The sequence below is a fragment of the Microcoleus sp. w1-18aA5 genome (assembly GCF_036701705.1).
In the GTDB taxonomy this organism is placed as follows: domain Bacteria; phylum Cyanobacteriota; class Cyanobacteriia; order Cyanobacteriales; family Microcoleaceae; genus Microcoleus.
In genome coordinates, this window is record NZ_JAUPTE010000031.1 from 22,524 (window position 1) to 40,885 (window position 18,362).

Annotated in this window: 20 protein-coding genes and 1 riboswitch; of the genes, 4 read left to right on the forward strand and 16 right to left on the reverse strand. The window is 45.1% G+C overall.

Annotated elements, in window-relative coordinates; translation table 11 throughout:
• Positions 1-235 precede the first annotated feature (235 nt).
• The gene (gene bicA, locus Q5691_RS13520) at positions 236-1,909 is read left to right on the forward strand and encodes a bicarbonate transporter BicA (RefSeq protein WP_333216530.1); all 1,674 of its coding nucleotides are present in this window, start codon (positions 236-238) and stop codon (positions 1,907-1,909) included.
• Between the two features lie 461 nt (positions 1,910-2,370).
• Here the strand turns inward: bicA and Q5691_RS13525 are convergent, their stop codons facing one another.
• Genes Q5691_RS13525 through Q5691_RS13540 form a run of 4 tightly spaced genes read right to left on the reverse strand, consistent with a single transcriptional unit; the run spans position 2,371 to position 3,785 of the window.
• Positions 2,371-2,877, reverse strand: a complete 507-nt coding sequence (locus Q5691_RS13525) for a DinB family protein (RefSeq protein WP_333345204.1) — start codon at positions 2,875-2,877, stop codon at positions 2,371-2,373.
• A gap of 53 nt (positions 2,878-2,930) precedes the next feature.
• Positions 2,931-3,212, reverse strand: a complete 282-nt coding sequence (locus tag Q5691_RS13530) for an antibiotic biosynthesis monooxygenase (RefSeq protein WP_333216526.1) — start codon at positions 3,210-3,212, stop codon at positions 2,931-2,933.
• A gap of 44 nt (positions 3,213-3,256) precedes the next feature.
• Positions 3,257-3,601 (reverse strand): type II toxin-antitoxin system PemK/MazF family toxin, encoded by a 345-nt coding sequence (locus Q5691_RS13535; protein ID WP_333308920.1) that lies wholly within the window; start codon positions 3,599-3,601, stop codon positions 3,257-3,259.
• Complete coding sequence (locus tag Q5691_RS13540; protein WP_333144515.1) at positions 3,594-3,785, reverse strand: hypothetical protein; 192 nt, start codon at positions 3,783-3,785, stop codon at positions 3,594-3,596. Before Q5691_RS13540 ends, Q5691_RS13535 begins: the two co-directional genes overlap by 8 nt.
• Positions 3,786-3,955: 170 nt before the next feature.
• Here Q5691_RS13540 and Q5691_RS13545 point away from each other — a divergent pair, with 170 nt between their 5' ends.
• The 3 genes from Q5691_RS13545 to Q5691_RS13555 all read left to right on the forward strand — a co-directional run bounded on the left by Q5691_RS13545 (position 3,956) and on the right by Q5691_RS13555 (position 5,785).
• Entirely contained in the window at positions 3,956-4,654 is a 699-nt protein-coding gene (locus Q5691_RS13545; RefSeq protein WP_445304756.1) for a diacylglycerol/polyprenol kinase family protein, read from the forward strand.
• A 306-nt stretch (positions 4,655-4,960) separates the two neighbouring features.
• Positions 4,961-5,137 (forward strand): hypothetical protein, encoded by a 177-nt coding sequence (locus tag Q5691_RS13550; RefSeq protein ID WP_333216521.1) that lies wholly within the window; start codon positions 4,961-4,963, stop codon positions 5,135-5,137.
• Positions 5,138-5,215: 78 nt separating this feature from the next.
• Positions 5,216-5,785: a dihydrofolate reductase family protein gene (locus Q5691_RS13555; RefSeq protein ID WP_333308922.1), complete on the forward strand. Its 570-nt coding sequence runs from the start codon at positions 5,216-5,218 to the stop codon at positions 5,783-5,785.
• 3 nt (positions 5,786-5,788) lie between these two features.
• Here Q5691_RS13555 and Q5691_RS13560 read toward each other — a convergent pair whose 3' ends face one another.
• The 12 genes from Q5691_RS13560 to Q5691_RS13615 all read right to left on the reverse strand — a co-directional run bounded on the left by Q5691_RS13560 (position 5,789) and on the right by Q5691_RS13615 (position 18,327).
• The gene (locus Q5691_RS13560) at positions 5,789-6,637 is read right to left on the reverse strand and encodes an ABC transporter ATP-binding protein (protein WP_333345206.1); all 849 of its coding nucleotides are present in this window, start codon (positions 6,635-6,637) and stop codon (positions 5,789-5,791) included.
• A 128-nt stretch (positions 6,638-6,765) separates the two neighbouring features.
• Positions 6,766-7,632 (reverse strand): methyltransferase domain-containing protein, encoded by an 867-nt coding sequence (locus Q5691_RS13565; protein WP_333345208.1) that lies wholly within the window; start codon positions 7,630-7,632, stop codon positions 6,766-6,768.
• Positions 7,633-7,651: 19 nt separating this feature from the next.
• On the reverse strand, positions 7,652-8,092 hold the full coding sequence (locus Q5691_RS13570; protein ID WP_333345210.1) for a hypothetical protein: 441 nt from the start codon (positions 8,090-8,092) through the stop codon (positions 7,652-7,654).
• A 157-nt stretch (positions 8,093-8,249) separates the two neighbouring features.
• Positions 8,250-8,394, reverse strand: a riboswitch (cobalamin riboswitch).
• A gap of 38 nt (positions 8,395-8,432) precedes the next feature.
• The gene (locus tag Q5691_RS13575) at positions 8,433-9,011 is read right to left on the reverse strand and encodes a Uma2 family endonuclease (protein WP_333345211.1); all 579 of its coding nucleotides are present in this window, start codon (positions 9,009-9,011) and stop codon (positions 8,433-8,435) included.
• A 248-nt stretch (positions 9,012-9,259) separates the two neighbouring features.
• Positions 9,260-10,708, reverse strand: a complete 1,449-nt coding sequence (locus Q5691_RS13580; RefSeq protein ID WP_333345213.1) for an ABC transporter substrate-binding protein — start codon at positions 10,706-10,708, stop codon at positions 9,260-9,262.
• Positions 10,709-10,991: 283 nt separating this feature from the next.
• A complete protein-coding gene (locus Q5691_RS13585) occupies positions 10,992-11,378 on the reverse strand; it encodes a DUF1523 family protein (RefSeq protein WP_333212793.1) in 387 nt (128 codons plus the stop codon).
• 105 nt (positions 11,379-11,483) lie between these two features.
• Entirely contained in the window at positions 11,484-12,329 is an 846-nt protein-coding gene (locus Q5691_RS13590) for a M48 family metalloprotease (RefSeq protein ID WP_333212795.1), read from the reverse strand.
• Positions 12,330-12,666: 337 nt separating this feature from the next.
• Positions 12,667-14,760, reverse strand: a complete 2,094-nt coding sequence (locus Q5691_RS13595; RefSeq protein WP_333212797.1) for an SPFH domain-containing protein — start codon at positions 14,758-14,760, stop codon at positions 12,667-12,669.
• A gap of 400 nt (positions 14,761-15,160) precedes the next feature.
• Positions 15,161-16,231 (reverse strand): DUF2207 domain-containing protein, encoded by a 1,071-nt coding sequence (locus Q5691_RS13600; RefSeq protein WP_333345216.1) that lies wholly within the window; start codon positions 16,229-16,231, stop codon positions 15,161-15,163.
• A gap of 243 nt (positions 16,232-16,474) precedes the next feature.
• The gene (gene cbiQ, locus Q5691_RS13605; protein ID WP_333345218.1) at positions 16,475-17,275 is read right to left on the reverse strand and encodes a cobalt ECF transporter T component CbiQ; all 801 of its coding nucleotides are present in this window, start codon (positions 17,273-17,275) and stop codon (positions 16,475-16,477) included.
• On the reverse strand, positions 17,272-17,604 hold the full coding sequence (locus tag Q5691_RS13610; protein ID WP_333212802.1) for an energy-coupling factor ABC transporter substrate-binding protein: 333 nt from the start codon (positions 17,602-17,604) through the stop codon (positions 17,272-17,274). The genes cbiQ and Q5691_RS13610 overlap by 4 nt, the downstream gene beginning before the upstream one ends.
• A 6-nt stretch (positions 17,605-17,610) precedes the next feature.
• Complete coding sequence (locus Q5691_RS13615; protein WP_333345236.1) at positions 17,611-18,327, reverse strand: energy-coupling factor ABC transporter permease; 717 nt, start codon at positions 18,325-18,327, stop codon at positions 17,611-17,613.
• Positions 18,328-18,362 lie beyond the last annotated feature (35 nt).

The window sequence follows — 18,362 nt, forward strand, 5'->3', positions numbered from 1 at the left end:
AAAAAATAAAAATTCGATATGACACGTTTTACATTAAATTAAGAAATTAAGAAATACTGAAAAATTAAGTATTTACGAGTTTGACATCGATCGGGCACGACTACAGACCTTTCCTTGGGTCTGCCCTGCTTGTGCTATCTGTCAGGGGATTAGGAAAAACTTTTGCCCTGACACTGGGGTTAAGGAATCAAAGTCAGCATTGTTAAATTCTGTCTAGTTTATTAATGCACCACTCATGTCAATAACTAATCAGATTCGTTTTAATAATCTCAAGGGCGACATCTTCGGCGGTGTCACGGCTGCCATCGTCTCGCTGCCCCTTGCCCTCGCCTTCGGGGTCGCTTCGGGAGTCGGGCCGATCGGGGGACTGTACGGTGCCATTTGCGTTGGCTTCTTTGCGGCGCTGTTTGGTGGCACCCCAACACTGATTTCTGAACCCACCGGGCCGATGACTGTGGTGATGACTGCGATCGTCGCATCCCTTACCGCCAGCAATCCCGAACAAGGGCTAGCAATGGCATTTACCGTTGTGATGCTGGCGGGGCTGTTTCAAATCATCTTTGGTATTTTCAAGCTAGGGAAATACATCACCCTGATGCCCTACAGCGTGATTTCCGGCTTTATGTCGGGAATTGGCGTGATTTTGATCATTCTGCAAATTGCACCGTTTCTGGGTCAAGCCCCTCCCAAGGGCGGTGTTTTGGGCACTTTTATGGCAATTCCGCAGTTGCTGGCCAACGTAAATCCGCCGGAAGCAATTCTCGGTGCCTTGACGGTGGCAATTATTTTCCTGATGCCCAAAAAGCTGAAGAAAATTGTGCCCCCGCAATTGATAGCGCTGATTGTCGGCACGGTAATTTCCATGACTGTGTTTCAGGGCACCGATATTCGCCGGATTGGGTCAATTCCGGTGGGACTGCCCCCCTTGCAATTGCCGACTTTTTCCCCCGGTCAAATCACGGTGATGTTTGTGGATGCGGTGATGCTGGGGATGCTGGGCTGTATCGATACCTTGCTGACAGCGGTGGTGGCGGACAGTCTGACGCGGACCGAGCACAAGTCCGATAAGGAGTTGATCGGTCAAGGAATTGGCAATATCGTGTCGGGGATCTGCGGTGGCTTACCGGGCGCCGGGGCAACGATGGGAACTGTGGTCAATATCCAAACAGGCGCGACTTCGGCGTTGTCGGGTTTAACTCGGGCGTTGGTGTTGCTGGTGGTGGTTTTGGGGGCGGCGAAGTTAACTGAACCGATTCCGATGGCGGTGTTGGCGGGGATTGCGCTGAAGGTGGGGATTGATATCCTTGACTGGAGTTTCCTGAAAAGATCGCACAAAGTATCTGTTAAGGGTTCCCTGATCATGTACGGGGTGCTGTTTTTGACTGTGTTTGTGGATCTGATTGTGGCGGTGGGTGTGGGCGTCTTTATTGCCAATATCCTGACTATCGAACGGTTGAGTAGTTTGCAGTCTGCAGGAGTGAAGCTAATTTCCGATACGGATGATGAGGTTCTCCTCAGTCAGGAGGAGAAGCAACTCTTGGATCAGGGTAAGGGGCGCGTGTTGCTGTTCTGCTTGAGCGGCCCGATGATTTTTGGGTTGTCGAAGGCGATTTCCCGCGAACACAATGCTATGAAGGATGCGGATGCTTTGGTGATGGATTTGAGTGCTGTGCCGATGCTGGGGGTGACGGCTTCGCTGGCGATCGAAAATGCGATCCGCGATGCCTGTGATAAGGGTTTGCAGGTTTACATTGTCGGTGCGAGCACGAAAATTCAGCAGCGCTTGCAGAAGTTGGGATTGTTGGATCTGATCGCGCCAGAGCATTTCCTGAACGATCGTACCGCAGCCTTGCGACAAGCCGTCGCTGTGGTGGACAACAAAGGTATTCCCTTGGGAGTGCCGGTGTAACAAGGCGCGAATTCGCCAAAATAGTAGTGGTTTAGCAGGAGTGCCAGTTTCTCCTGCTATTTTTATGGCTCGATCGCCCCTTTCATATCGTTTCCGGTTGCATCAGTATTGTTCAAATGTCGAAACAGTCAGTTGTCCCGAAAGCATAATTTTAGTCAACAGCCAACAGCCAACAGTCAATCGATTTTAGATTTTAGATTTTAGATTTTAGATTTTAGATTGAAGCCTTGACCCCACGGATAAATTCGGGGGTTTGTTTATCGGATACACGTTTTTTATTTCTGGACGGATGAATCCGGGGGCTTGTATCCTGGATGCTTTCGGTCAACAATCAGGTCTGAGTGCAACCGGAATTGATATCAATTCTTGATTTTCGTCAGTCCCCTCTGGTGGGATCAGAGGCAAGTTTAGACGAGATTTTAACCGCCGAGTCTTCTGGCGTGTCGCTTTACAACAAGAAATTATCCGATTGATATAGCGGGTAGCCACGGAATATCTGTAATGCCTGGGTTGTAGCCAAGTTGTTTGAGTAGTGTGGTAATTTGCCCTCTATGGTGAGTTTGATGATTGAACATATGTGTCACCAAAACCCACGTCGGTAGCACGCGGCATTTATTATCTACATTGCTTGTGTACTCAAAGGGTTGACTCAACCAGTCAGAATTAAGGTGTCTAGACCATTCTATAATTTGCCGATCCATTGTCTCCCGTTCGGCTCTCAAAACCTCAAATTCAGCATACAGTTCTTGCCCGATAACGGTACCCGAAAATGGGTTAAGAGTGAAACGCCCCATCCATGCTTTGTCACCATACAGTAAGTGATTCAGAGTGCCATGAATCGATTTGAAAAAAGCACCCATATCCTGTTTGCGCTGTTCATCAGGAATTGCCGAGCAGACAGAATATATATTTTGGTTCATCCAGCAATTGTACTCGGCCATTAGCTGGTAGTAGCTACCGTCGTACATACTCAAAACTTCACCACCTAGTTTGAACAACTTACATTATACAAATATGTCTTTCACAAGACTCCTGACTCTAATTGGTCTAGATAAATAAATTCAGGAGCTTTAACTCCCGCTTCCTCTCTAATTTTAACCAGTGCAGGCGACTCAAAGAACGCTCTGGCATCTGTTGTTGATGTCCACGCGGAGAAATGAACGATTTTGTTGGGTTCATTGTCATACTTCAAGACCTGATAGGAGCGCTCGCCAGCTTCTTTTCGGATGCTTTCAGCACGATCGAATACCTGTTTCCAAGCTTCATAATTTTCTACTTCATGAATAATTAAGACATACTGCATAGTAATCAGCTTCTCGGATAATTTCAAAACTTCAATGGTTCGGTTTACTCCTCCTCTTCCTCAGCATTTTCCTCTTTAAATCCCAACCACAAAAGTATTACCTTTTCTACTTCGAGCATTTTCTCGGATGTCAGAATTCCCAATTTGCGTAGAAGCTTTGCATGAGGAATTGTAATCATATTTTGTACGTCAAATACTCCTTCTCGGAGGAACTTATTTTTGACTTTCACCTCAAATCTTGAACCGCGTAGACTTGTTGTATGTGGCACTAGAGTGGCTAAGGCCCGGTCTTGATTTAGAGCAGGAATACTCACGACCAAACATGGTCTGACTTTCGCAGTATAACCGAGATCGACTAACCAGATTTCACCACGCTCTGGACTATTCATATACGGATTCTTCCTCATCTAGCTCTAGGAAAAGTCCCTCAGCATTTAGAACTAAATCGTCATCAGATAGGGGCGGAAAGTCTAAATAAACAGTCCGTTTCAAAATTTCCAATACCAAATCTAACCGCTCTGAGTCTGTTAATCGCTCAAAGGTATTCAAAAGTTCTTCTACTAAAATAGTCATAGCTTTTTTCCTAGACTTGCTTATAGCATAGCACAGGTTTTAAGTAGACCAACCTCAAAAAACATAACAGCCGGCTCCCCGCAGCACTTTAAGGCTGCGGGGTTCTAACATTGATCGCGCTTTCCACTAAAGTAGTAAACAGTGCCCGATCTAAGTTTTTCCTAAATATCGTGTCTATATTTTCTGAAATTCCGACTGTGTGGCTGCAAATTTCCCTCGTGGGAGTCTGGCTGGGCTTGATTTTATTGGTAGCTGAGGGGTTAAATCGCTTTACTTCTGTCGATGCTGAGGTATCGCGGAAGGTTGTTCACATCGGTACTGGAAATGTGATTTTGCTAGCGTGGTGGCTGGAAATACCCGGTTGGGTGGGGATTTCGGCGGGGGTTTTAGCAGGCGCGATCGCCCTAATTTCTTACCAAGTTCCGATTTTGCCGAGTCTTAACAGTATCAACCGCAAGAGTTGGGGGACTTTTTTCTATGCTGTTAGTATCAGCGTTCTCGTGGCTTGGTTTTGGCCGCTGCAACGTCAGGAATACGCTGCTTTGGGCATTTTAGTCATGACTTGGGGCGACGGATTGGCTGCTGTCATCGGGCAGAAATACGGCAAACATATTTATCGAGTTTGGGGAATTCAGAAGAGTTGGGAAGGTTCTGCAACTATGTATTTGGTGAGTTTTGCTATTAGTAGTTTGATTTTGCTGGCGGTTCAAGGCAATATTTGGCAAACTTGGGCTGTGTCGGCTGTCGTAGCTTTAGTTGCTGCTACTTTGGAGTCGGTTTCCAAGCTGGGAATTGACAATCTCACTGTGCCGATTGGCAGTGGGGCGCTCGCTTTTTTCCTAAATCAATTTTTAATTGGTAATGTGTAATCTGAACTTACCCCCAGGCGTTCCTGAATAGAGGTATGAATTCAAGATTTCTCAATTGCTATAAACCCGCTTGAGGGTAAGTTTTGTAACTGCCGCTCAAAGGTGATTCATCCCGTGAATCAGCAACGCCAATTATCAATTATCTAAGTCTCGTTAAAGCAACCGACGTGCTTGTAAAATTTATTGTTGCCATTGCTCGAAAGCGGGGATTTTTGAGAGATAAGCTGCTACGCATTTAAATTGAATCCAGAGACGGGAAGGATGCCCGTTCCACAATAATTGTAGAAAAATTGACTGTCAAATTAGATGCACAACAGCTTAGTCTGGGGGAAACATCGCCCTGATTTGCTCCATAAGCTCGATCGCCACCAATACACCAAGCTGCTAGCCATTAGGGTGACGATCGCACCTCGTCACTCGTTCATCTCCTCACCAAATAAGGTGAAGAGTGCGATCGCTATCTTTCACTTTTTTAAATTATAGACAAGGCACGCTTGAACGCTCTACAATAGAATGCGTTTTGTCTTTTAATCCGTAAAGGCATTTTAGAGGTTATTTTTAATGAAAACTCAATATTACACCTCCGCCAGCTTAGATGGTTTTATTGCTGATTCACACAACTCTCTCGATTGGTTGTTTCAGTTCGGCGAGGCGGGAGACAGCTATCCTAATTTCATCCGCGAAGTAGGGGCAGTAGCAATGGGAGCAACTACTTATGAATGGATTCTGACCCATCAGATGGATGAAGGTGCCGATCGTCCCCAAGCATGGCCTTATGAACAACCGGCTTGGGTATTTACCTCTCGGACTATGCCTGCGATCGAGGGTGCAGATATTCGATTTGTGCAAGGGGATGTCTTACCTGTCCATCAAGAGATGATCGCGGCGGCAGGAAATAAGAATATTTGGCTTGTAGGAGGTGGCGATCTGGTCGGTCAATTTTACGATCGTGGGTTGCTTGATGAGGTAATTGTGTCAATTGCATCGGTGACACTTGGTAGCGGAGCACCGTTGCTACCGCGCACGATCACAACACCCCCGCTAAGACTTTTATCCGCGAAGGTTCATGGAGAAGCCTTTGCGGAGTTGCGCTATGAAGTTCCTGTGCGGGCGGATGACACAACTGCTTAATCTTTAAAGCAGCCGACGCGCTTGTAAAATCTGTTGTTGCCACTGCTCAAAAGTAAAGACTTTTGAGCTACCATCTCTCTCAACGATCGCCTTTATTTGCTCCATTAGCTCGATCGCCAGCGGTACACCAAGCTGCAATTGTTCCAAGACATCCCGCTGAGCAAAAACGCTTTCCGGTGTTCCTTCTAAAATCAATTTTCCTCGATCCATTACAAACACCCAATCAGCCCAGCGGTAGATGAAATCGAGGTCGTGACTTGCTAAAAGGATAGTAGTTCCAGCGCTGTGAATTTGTTGAAGTAAACCGATCAGTTGTCGGGTGTGACGCGGATCGAGATAGGCGGTAGGTTCATCTAGCAGCAGCAGTTTCGGCTCCAGAACCATGATATCGGCGATGGAAACCCGCTTTTTCTGGCCCAAACTGAGATTGTGAATAGGTTCGCGGGCGAGTTCGCTTAGATCGAATTGCTCGATCGCTTGTTGCACCTGTTGAGCAATTTCGGATTCTCTTAAGCCTAAATTGTACAATCCATAGGAAATATCTTCTTCTACCGTCGAAGCTACTAATTGATGTTCGGGATTTTGAAAGACGAGTCCGATTTGTTGGCGCAGTTGCATCAAAGATTTGCGATCGTAGCGAAAGGGTTCACCTTGCCAGCTAATGATTCCCTGTTGCGGTTGATACAAGCCATTTGCTAACAGAAAAAAGGTGGTTTTGCCACAGCCATTTTGACCGATCAGCCCACACCGTTTGCCAGCGGGGACTTTTAGATTTAAACCCTGAATTGCCACTCGCGAACCGCAGGGATAGGAGTAGGAAGTGCGATCGAATTCGAGAATCCATTCAGACATATTCGTTATTTTTTATTTTTTATAGCCTTGTTCCCAGGCTCTGCCTGGGAATAAATACCCGGAGGCTGTGCCTCCAATTACCGATTACCGATTACCGATTACCGAGACCAATCTCCATTGTATTTGTGTCACCCTTCATCAGATTTTGACAACTGCCAAAGTTGAATTTCATAACAGAGATGCTGCTCAAAAAGTTGACCCGCCTCCAATCCTTCAACCACCAGCTTCTTGAACCAGCGACGAAATATCCAGCGCAGGAATTTGTGGAGGGGTGGAACTGTTATCGCAATTAAATCTGCAACATAGATCATTGTATTCAGTCCATATCTGCGGAAAGTATCGACATACAAATCGATTGTTGGCAAAATATGAGCGGAAATATCCTCAGTTTTTACTAAAGTGAATCCAGCCTGCTTTAATGCTGCATAAAGTTCCGTAACCACATGACAATTAGAGAACATTCCCTCTTTATAATTAGCATCAGATCGCAGCATATCAGCCAGCAAAACGTAACCACCCTGATTGAGGATTTTGGCGGCACCGTTAGCAATATCAACAGCCGACATATACTGGCTACTTTCGCTAAAGAGAATAAGATCGTAGAAATGGGTTGCTTTGAAGTCTTCAAACCTCGTGAGGTGGAAGATTGCCCGATCGCCCGTACACTTAAGAAAGCGCTGTTGTTGGAACGGATCGGGTGCGAGCCCTTCCACTGCAAAACCTCGATCAAGCAAATAAGCCGCATTGCCACCAATCCCGCAGCCCACATCCAGTATCGTATGAGTGCCGTTGGGGATAGCATCTAACAGTTTTACAGTATAAGCTTGCTGAGCGAGGCGCAATCGTGCGATCGTTAGTTCGTCAGCGGGCACAGGTAGGGTTTCCCAATAGCCGTAGTGAAGGTAGGGCGAATCTGTCAGACCCAAATAGTAATTAAGCGCTGCATTTTGGTAGCGAGTTACTTTGGAAATTTCGATTGATTTTGGCTGCGGCATTCGGAAAATTTAGTAAGTTTTAGGATTTAGGGCAGAGTTGAAATTCTTCCCAGCGCTTGCATACTTGTTCATAGCACTCAACAGGAGAAATTGCCAACTTTTGCAACAAATTGATATCAATGTGACCGCTGGCGATCGACAAAAAAATAATTGCTTCCTTGGGTTCATAACTAGCAATGATTTGCAGCAGATTGGAAACAGTATTTTCCTCTATTTCTAGTTGCTGTAAATAAACGGTTGCCTCCAAGTCGGAAATAAATTGCAAATCGTACTTTATAGTATCTACGCTCCAATCCACCGCGCCATTAATGGGAGTATTGATTTTGCAAGCAACCAAGCCTCGTCCTCGATGCAAAAAACCATTCCAAGCAGTATGCCCGATCGGCAAAATATTTTGGTGAATAAACAAGTTTTGCCAGTAGCCAAAGCTACCCTGCCAAACACTATCTTCAATTCGCATTTGTTTTCCATTAAAATAATATACGCTTCAGAACACAGATCCAATTACATCAGCGTTCATCTGTGTTCATCTGCTTATATCTGCGGTTAAAAAACCCCAATCCAATAATAAAAAAAATAATAAACTCACCATCATCCATACCTCGCAGATGAAAAACATGATTGTAAACAAATCGGCGGGCATCCTGACTCAGAGATGCAATGATCTCATTACAGTTGCGGGACAGCGCCGGATTCGCACCGAACTTTCCCCCTTACGTCTGATAGCTGTTCTCCATCAGAGCCGATCGATATACGGGGATATTACCACTATTTGGGATATTTGACAAAAAACCGTCCGCCTATTCACCAAACTCAATATTTTCATACAAATCTGCCAGCGAAATTTCCACAGCAACAGATGTTAAACTCAGCCGATCGCCCCCACAGCTATATTCCGAAAATATCCACTTATTCGCATCAGTTTTAGAATATTGCTCGACCTGTAGCCGATATTGGTCGATTAATAAATACTCCTGAAAACTAGGAATACTGCGATAAGCAGCAAACTTTTCATCGCGGTCATAAGCTTTGGTACCTTTAGACAGCACCTCAGCAATTAGCAGCGGATTGGTAATTGTATCCGTCCGTCCAGATTGCAACTCGATCGGGCGCGCTACCACCATCACATCCGGGTAAGTATAATTATTAAGCTGCGGAACCCAAAGCCGCTGATCCGAAGTAAAAGTCCGATAGGGTTTCCCTTTTAACGCCAGTTTCAGCGCAACAACTAAATTAGTGGTAATTTCATTGTGATCCGGTGTGCCGCCAGCCATCAGAACAATCTCCCCATTGATAAATTCATGCCGATCCAGAGAATTGATTTCCAATTCTAGATATTCCTCAGCGGTGTAGGTTTTGGTTTCAACTTGCGCGATCATACACAACGCTCTCCTTTAATCTACTCATTTCAGTTTATCTTGAAAATTCTGCTAATTCAACATAAAAGGAGAATTTAATCATGCTAAGAAACAGGCAAGATGCCTGTTCCACAAAGAGGAAATTTTCTGTTGGGGCGTTAGTTTGGCATCAAGAACAGGCAAGATGCCTGTTCCACAAAGATTGAATTTTCTTGTGGGGAGTAGGGGTTGGGCCGAAGAGCCCGCCCGTGCGATCGCACTTAACCCACTTACCGCAGCGGGACAAAGTTATAGCCAGTGCTTCCTCCTTGTTTAACTTGCACTAAAATCGGCTTACCAGCCCGATCGCCCGTGGGCAAAAACATCACTTCTTCGCTTGCTCCCGGTGTCGAAAAACTCGGATTTCTGAGTGCTTGTTGCAACCCTTCCCGCGTATTGCTTTGCCGCAAGCCTGCGATGACAGTTTGAGTCGCATCAAAACTCATTGCGGTTCGCCAATTTACTACTCCTCCCCAACGGCGGCTGGCATTTTGTGGAAAAGTGCTACCGGGATTAGTTTCAGGATGCCATGGAACAGGCAAAACAAGCCCGTCAACGTCCTTTTGCCCATCTTTTAAACTTTGAAAGGTGTACATTGTTGTGCTGCCGTAGAGTGGCAATTTGCCTTGATTGATGCGTGCCAGAGAGATGGCACGGTCAATGCGATCGACGTGGGGGGCTACCATCAATCCTTGTGCTCCTTTGCTGACAGCATCGGCGATCGCAATGTTGGGATTAAAAGATGGTATTGAAAAGTCGCAAACAGTGGGAACTAATTTGCCGCCAGCAGCAGTAAGAGCTGCCACAAATTCATCTTTAAATGATATATTATCCGGTGCTTGGGAGTCGTAACAAATAGCAATATTAGTTTTGCCTGCTGTTTTGACTGCATATTCTGCTAGGGGAGCAGCCATGACGCTAATATTGGGTACTGTCCGAAAGATGTAGCTACCAAATCCTGATAGATTATTGGCAAAGCTCGTCGGTGTCACCATTACCAGTTTTTCTTGCTGATATATCGGAGCAGCTTCGAGAGATGCGTTACTAGCATTGTGTCCAATTACTGCTAGTATACTTGCATCGTTTGTTAATGCTTTTGCAACATCTCTGACCACCTCTGGACTGTTGTCATCGTTGACAATTTCTACTTGCAGTTTTGCACCGTTGATGCCACCGCTATTATTGACTTCATCCTGAGCTTGGGCGACACCTCGGAGGATTTCTTGCGCGACATTGGGGTTGCTACCAATGGGGACGCTGACAGCAATTTTTACGGCAGAACTATTGCTGGCTGTGGCATTATTCAAATAGATAAGGGTTTCCGGGTCGTTGCGATTTTGTTTCAGCGAAGCCTGAAAATTCTGAATCGCAATTGAGTAATCTCCGTTCTTAAAAGCTTCAACGCCTGCTTGTTTATCTGGTGTGGTTTGGGATGTCACCAATATCTGATTTCCTAAACTGATACGATTGGCGATCGTTCCGGGTGCGATCGTTCCCGATGGACTCGCACCCGATGGGCTTGCACCAGATGTAGGTGTAAAAGTAGAAGTAGATATATCTGAACTTTTGGATGCCAATAAACCGGGAAGGAACTTGTACCCGCCAAACGCAATTAAGCCGAGAGCAACAATAAAAAAGATGGGCGGGGGGCTTTTTCTTTGGTTAGTCTCTTGGGACATAACTTTTTCTCCTGATATAATTTATACAGACTCTACAGAAAAGCTGTTAACAACAATCAGTATTCAAGATATTTTTGTTAAAGTCAATTCATTAAATTCACTAATTAAGTTCATAAAAGTCATATTTTTATTTTTAGGGCGGGCAGGATGCCCAGCCCACAAGAGTTTCATCGCGCGTTAGCTGTAAAATTTAGAGGCGGGACAATCTGAACCTAAATTTCTGAAACAGTCAGTAGTTAGTATGTCGGGTTGAAAATGAGTGTTACCAGACAATCCGAACAGTTCAATAAATTTCCAATATATTCGGATATTGGGAAAACAAAGGGATGCGGGTACCAACAGTTTTGATCCGCACTTTTTTACCAGATTGTTTTGCTTGAATGAGCTTACTTTTAACGTCGGAACTGTTGAATTTGAACCACCAAAACGTGTCTGAATTCCTAAACACGCCGGAGTTGGTGTGAATTAGTCGGAGTTGGCTGGACTCGCCGGAGCGCAGACTTTCCAAATCAATCACTTGAACCTCTTGTTCTTGCACGTTGGTGTAGTTTAACACTGCCACAGGAAGGTTGCAGACAACAACCCACATTAACAATGAGTTGTGAAAAAACAAATTAGACAGAAAATTTGCTCTAGTGTTACTGCGTTGAAAATAATTGTTGCGGTTCATAAAATACCCTCATAAATTCAAAATGAGATTTGATTGCATGACAAGCTTGAATTTGTGCTGTCAGTCAATGATATTCTCCAGAACGTCCCCTTCAAAATTTGGCAATTATTGTTCTAACTTCAACAAATTTTTAATTCGCGCCTGTGTGGAAGGGTGAGTAGAAAATAGACTTCTATACCAATCTCCACCCGAAAAATTTACAATTAACAGCGGTGCAAAAGCGGGATTGCTTTGAATTGGTATTTGTCGTGCGCTGGTTTCTAAGCGTTGCAAAGCATTAGCTAAAGCGCGCGGGTTTCCAGTTAATTTTGCTGCACTTGTATCGGCAGAAAATTCCCGCGTGCGCGAAATTGCTAACTGAATTGCTGTAGCAGCAATGGGAGCCAAGATGACAGTTAAAATCAACCCGAAAGGATTGCGATCGCTGCGATCATCTCCTCCCACTCCAAACCACATAGCATTGCTAGCCATCCGCGCTAACAGCGAAATTGCACCTGCAACCGTAGCTGCTACCGCTTGCGTCAGGGTGTCGCGCTTCTGGATGTGGCTGAGTTCGTGCGCGATCACCCCTTCGAGTTCGTCGTCTGACAGCAGATTCAGAATGCCATCAGTAAAAGCGATCGCTGCGTGTTCCGGGTCGCGACCAGTCGCAAAAGCATTGGCAGCCGGAGTCGCGATCGCGTACACTGCTGGCACGGGCAAACCCGCGCGTTGGCAGAGTCTTTCCACCATGCTGTAAATTTTCGGCGATCGGCTAGCAGTTACAGGTCGAGCACCGTAAGTTGCTAGCGCAATTTTATCTGAGTAATACCACACACTGAAATTCATCGCAGCGGTCAAGACAATACCTATAATCGCACCACCTGTACCGCCGATTACTCCATAGCTAATGGTAGTTAACAGAGCGCTCAGCAGAGCTAACAAAGCAACTGTTTTAATTTGATTCAGCATCTCAGATACTCCTAAGTTTTCTACTTTTTTAACTCCCAAAATACCCGACTTATCGCAGAAATAGCGTGTTTAATGTCTGTTTCGTGATTTGATATTTACTCATTTTTAAGTGAATAATGTTAACATAATCAAACAACCGGTGAAAGTCAATTCATATAATTCATTAATTTATTTCATAAAACTCATGAACTTCGAGTTCATAAAAGTCATATTTTGAAAATTTGTTGCAATATCGAGAAAAGCAAATATAGGACTTACGCAGTCAAAGGACAAAGAGTCCTTATTGACAAAAAGCTTTCAGAGAGGACAGTCGTCCTCTCTACAAATTGCACTCAGCTCAAATATCTAACAATTCACCAAACGCCGAATCAATATCAATCTCAGCAACAGCCACAGACTGAGCAACTGGTGAATGATTAGGAGACTCCGGCGACTCCAGCGAATGCACATTTACTACTGGTGATTCGGCCACAGGTTCCACAACAACAGACTTAGATTTTTTGACATTAATTACAGGTGATTGTGCTCCATTTTCTCCATTTTTACTGTTTTCGTTCCGCAGCAACATTGCCATCAAACCGTCCAACAAACCCCCACTACCGCCATTACCATTGACTGTGACATCGGGAACAACGCGAACGCTACCATCCGAAACCGCTTGCATCAATTGCAGCAGCGTGTAACTTTGCGTACCCAAAGCGTTGACACCAACTTGATAAGCATCCGCTTTTGCTTGTCCCATCAGCCGAATTCCTTCTGCTTCACCGCTTGCGTGTTCGATCGCAGCAGTTGCACTCAGTTGGGCAATTTTCACCCCTTGTTCTGCCGCCACCACCTGATTTTGAATGTTGGCGATCGCAGTTGCGCGCACCAATTCTTGACGCTGCGACTCTGAAATGCGCTGTACGTCGTAAGTTTTTTCTTGTTCTTGAGCAATTTTGCGATCGGTCAATGTTTGCATCAACTCTGGTGGTGGCGAAATCAAACCGATCAGCGTGTCCACAGCTTGCACGTCGTAGGCCCGCAGGGCTTGACGAACGTGTTCTGCCGCCTCTGCTTGGCGCTGGCTGCGCGCGATCAGGAAATCGAGTATTGTATATTCTTGAGAGGAGTTGCGAAAATAATTGCCCACAATTGGACGCAGCACTTGGTCGATCAGATTCTGCATCGAACCTTGCCGCGAAATCACTCTCGGTGCATCCAAAGTACCGACATGAATGATTTGAAAAACTTCTAACTCAAACGTAAATCCGTCAAAAGAAAGCAATTTCAAAGCACTTAACTTGGAGTCGTAGCCGTGTTCTCCGCTGAACCGCGATGTGAAGTTTAAAACAACATCGGTAGTAGGAACAAGTTCTACTTTCATCACTTTTGTATTGATCGGATGTTTGCCTGGATAAAGCGGTTCGATCCACACACCTTTATCGCCTTTATTAACAAGATTGCCGTGGGTAAAAGCCACACCGCTTACGTCTTGCTGCGATTTTCCTACATAGGAAATTACTACACCTACATAGCCGATCGGCACTTCGGTCATTTTTACCTGTTCAACTTGCACAAACCAAGGATTCAAATTCCAAGAACCCGATAAAATCACCTGTTCTTGCAAGCCCCTGCGCCCGCCACCTTTGATGAAAGATTGCGCTTTTTGGAAATTGTCGTGACCGGGAATTATCGGCCCGGCAATTTCACCTTCATCAATCGGAATCCCGTCTAGCACGTTCGCAATTCCCACGCGATCGGGAGCAAGTTTGTATAGTTGAAGTTCCGCAGGTTCCATACCCTTTGCAGCGGCATTAGCTGAAGTAATCACCTCAAATACAGCCGTATTGATCCGATAAGTACCAGTGGTGATGATGGCTAGTTGCCGTCCTTTTTCTCCACCGTCGGTGAGGAATTTGCGGGCATTTTGAAAATTGTCGCAATCGACGACTTTGCCTAAAATGCGATCGGAAGGAATGGTGGCTCCGTCATTGGCAATAATTAAACCAATTTCATCTTGAGGAACGACAACAACTGGTTCTTTGCGAATGCTATATTGCCAGGGAAAATAACCAAAATGCCAGCCGGGAGGAAGGGTATCTGCTTGCAAACCTCCTTCGCCATCGAGAGCAATTAATCTATTGGAGGGCAAATTTTTGCGGGAGAATTTCTTAGTAACAATTCCCACTTCTCGTTCGCCGATCGCAATTAATCCCAAAGTCCAGCCAATCTTGGGTATAAAGATGAAAACTAGGAACATTGCTCCTACGGGATAGATCCAAATCGGAATGCTAAATCCTTCTGCTTGGGCTGGTTGAACTTCCTGGGCTGGCGGCGGCGGATTGGTTTGAGCGGAAGTTGGTGGGGCAAAAGCGGATGCTGCTGCGATCGCGGTTGCGAAAGATACTGCTAGGGGTAGAAGTTTGGGAAGCCAACGTAATTTAGTCATAGTTTTTAACCTGTTTTAAGCTCAAATGTACTGAAAAGTTGTTAACTACAATTACTATTCAATAGATTTCTTTGAACGTCAATTCATTAAATTCATTAATTATGTTCATAAAAGTCATATTTGGAATATGATTGGGCAGGAAGTGCGATTGGTTCATCTCAAAATGAGTGACTAGAATTTCCATCCAATATTTACAAGCGATCGTACAATCTGTAAGAAAGTGCGATCGCCCTTATTCAATTCCTGCCCGCTAAACTAACGAGAATACGAAAATTATCAACAATAGTCCTGGTCGCGCGGGTAGTCAGAAACCGGGTTTTTGGCGAGAATACTTGGTTATAACCCGCAGATTCGGTAAAAACCCGGTTTCTTTGCTTGTGATGCGTAAGCCCCGTTGATATTAACCACCGCCACCGCCACCACCGCCACCACCGCCACCACCGCCACCACCGCCACCACCGCCACCACCGCCACCACCACCGCCACCGCCATCACTGTCATTGCTCAAGATTGGCATTACTACTTCATACTTGTGATGGTAAGAGCAGTTTCGACATTTGCAGGTAACTTCCTGCTTTCCTGCACGGGTATATGTAGGCTTAAACAAAACTTTATAAGTCCGTTTGAGTTTGAGTGTTTGGCACTCAGGGCAGCTTCGATTCTTGATTTCATTTGTGGTCATTAATAAAATCACTAAAATAGGAACAGACACCCAAAGAAGGCACATAAATAAAAATTCAAAAGGCTCAGAGTCAAAAAAGACTTGTTCTTCCGAAGAAGATTGAGATTGATTGCCAGCTTGTTGCCAGCGAGGTTCAGGTACATTGAGAATTTGCTGGGGAAATGCAATCTGCACTTCTAATTCTTGCAGCGGTTGAACAGGCTGACTTGCCACAAACTCAAATGTTTTAGCATCTACTTTGCGAGGAATAGCTGGCGTACCAAAATTCCTAAAAAGCAGAACTTTACCTGACAAAGTTTCTGGTAATTTTACTCTAACTTTTGCGGCATTAATTGGGGCTTTGCGACCTGATGAAATGGCTTTCCAATAAACTTGAGTATCCTGACCATCTAGCTGCAATCCACCTACTACTCGATATTTTATAACAAAAGTATGTGATTCTGGCGCTTTTAATTGATGTTGCCAGCGAATCCAAAGTTGATTGTTTTCAATCCCGGTCGTACTGGCGATTTTTTGATTATTTTCGGTAACGGTCACATCTTTAATTTCATCGACTTTATCTAAAGGAATATAGCGATATCGTTCATTGGTGTAGTCTGCTGTGAATACATATTTTTGCGTTTCGGTAACTAACATATCTCCGTTGGTCTGAACGTCGATGATGACGTTGATGTTATCCCAGTAGAAGGGTAGTTGTTGGGCGGCTGCATGAGTCACTGTTACCAACAAGAGGCTTAATGAAGCCATTAACAAAAAAACTATTTTTTTGATGAGTCGTTGATTTATCATAGGATTTCCACAAGATAAGTGTTGACTACAATAATTCAACAGGTTTCTTTTGAAGTCAATTCATTAAATTCATTAATTATGTTCATAAAAGTCATATATTAAGTCCGGCGGCAGGGAATTTGACTGGTTCCTAAGCTCTGCCTGGGAACCAATTTCCAGAGGCTCTACCTCACGTGGCGAAAGGGAAATTGGAGGCAGAGCCTCCGGTTCTGCATTACCAGGCAGAGCCTGGGAACGAGTAGTTTAATGTTGTAATAGCACGTTTAACCAAGTTAAAACTGTACACCCAAACAAAGCTTCAAATATATATCTTCGCGAAGGCTTGTAAGGGTAAGAATTCCAAACGCGCAGTTCTCCATTAAAGCCTCGCGAGGCTAAACTCAAGGAAACTTGACGGTAGTTTTCCAAAGTTCGCTGAAGCAATTGCCCGATTAAAATGCTTAAACTCTGCATTCCCCGCTTCCAAGTGCGGTAGCCACAGCGCGAGTTTTGTGCTATCCAAAGTTCATCGGCGATCGCCAATAAGCTAAAAATAAACCGATACATTAGTAATAGCAGTTCTGTGACTAACTCTGGACAGCGTAGTTGTCTAAGAATCTGCAAGATTTCGGTAAAGGGAACCGTCAAGAGGATGAAATACATACAACTTGTGGATGCGAAGGCGCGGGCAAATAGCAAGCTCACTTGGTATATTCCAGTGCGGCTCACATACAGATAAAAAGTGCCGACGCTAATCCCCCAACCTTGCCAAATATCCCACCCAATTGCAGGGATACGATCGCCCGCAACCGCACCCATAGCCAAAGCAGGCAAACTTGTCAGCAAAAACATCAACGGTAGCGACAGCAACCGCAAATACAGTTTCCCCGGAATACCCGCATAGACGACGATCCAGACTGCCAACCAAAGGCTGATCGACAATTGGACGATCGCCCCAGAAACTAGAGACAGAATTAAAAGGGCGATCGCAAAGGATAACTTGTGAGATGGCGGCAACCCCCGCAAGCGATTTGTATAAGCGAGACTATCAATCTGATGGTTCATTCCGACGATTTATGATCAGACTGCTGCCGAGATTGCGATCGGCCTTTATACAACCCAATGACGTACCCAACTACGCCAGCCCCGATCGCCGCTTGAGACGCAAACAATAGACTTGAAATTTCGCTGCTAGCGGGTTCAAACAAGTGATTGAACCAAGGTTTATAACCCGGTTTAATTTCGGTGATTGCTTTCTTAGCTTGGTCATCGGCACCGCCATATTCACCCCGCACAAAAACGAGAGGAAACGCTGCCAGAACAATCACAGCGCCAGCCAAAAGCCAATTTTGTCGCGAAGTAGATTGGTGATTTTTTGTAGTTTTTTGACTCACGGCGCCTCACTCCTGTCTCAATAATTTCAAAGTTTCTAACTCCGGCTTCCCGTAAGAATGCAGCCAGTTCCAGACCAATAGAGTCAGCAATCCCTCACTGATAGCCAGAGGTACTTGAGTGATAGCAAAGATGCCAGCAAACTTGAGAAACGAAGCCATAAAACCGCCACTAGCTGCTGGGAAAGCTAATGCTAATTGAATCGAAGTCGTCACATAAGTCAGTAAATCTGCCAAAGCCGCAGCACAAAAAATTGCCGCCCGCTGGCTACCAGTTCGCAACAGCAATTGATAAATAAAATACGCAGCGAAAGGGCCGACAATCGCCATCGAAAACATATTCGCTCCCAGCGTTGTCAAGCCACCATGCGCTAACAGTAACGTTTGAAAAAGCAGAACTAAAGCCCCCAGTACCGCCATCACCGAAGGGCCGAACAAAATTGCACCCAAACCGGTACCCGTTGGGTGAGAACAACTGCCCGTTACCGAGGGAATTTTTAAAGCAGAAAGCACAAAAGTAAACGCACCCGCCAAAGCCAACAATAGTTTAAGTTCGGGGTGTTCTTTTGTAATACGAGTAATCGATCGCAAACCTACTGCAAAAAAAGGCAACGCCACAATCCACCAAAACCCCGCCCATTGCACCGGCAAAAAACCTTCCGAAATGTGCATCGCTGCGGCGGGCGTTGCCGAACCCAGGACAATATAACAACTCAAGCCAGCCATCAATCCCAAGCTGACCAATTTCCGATTTCTGGTCT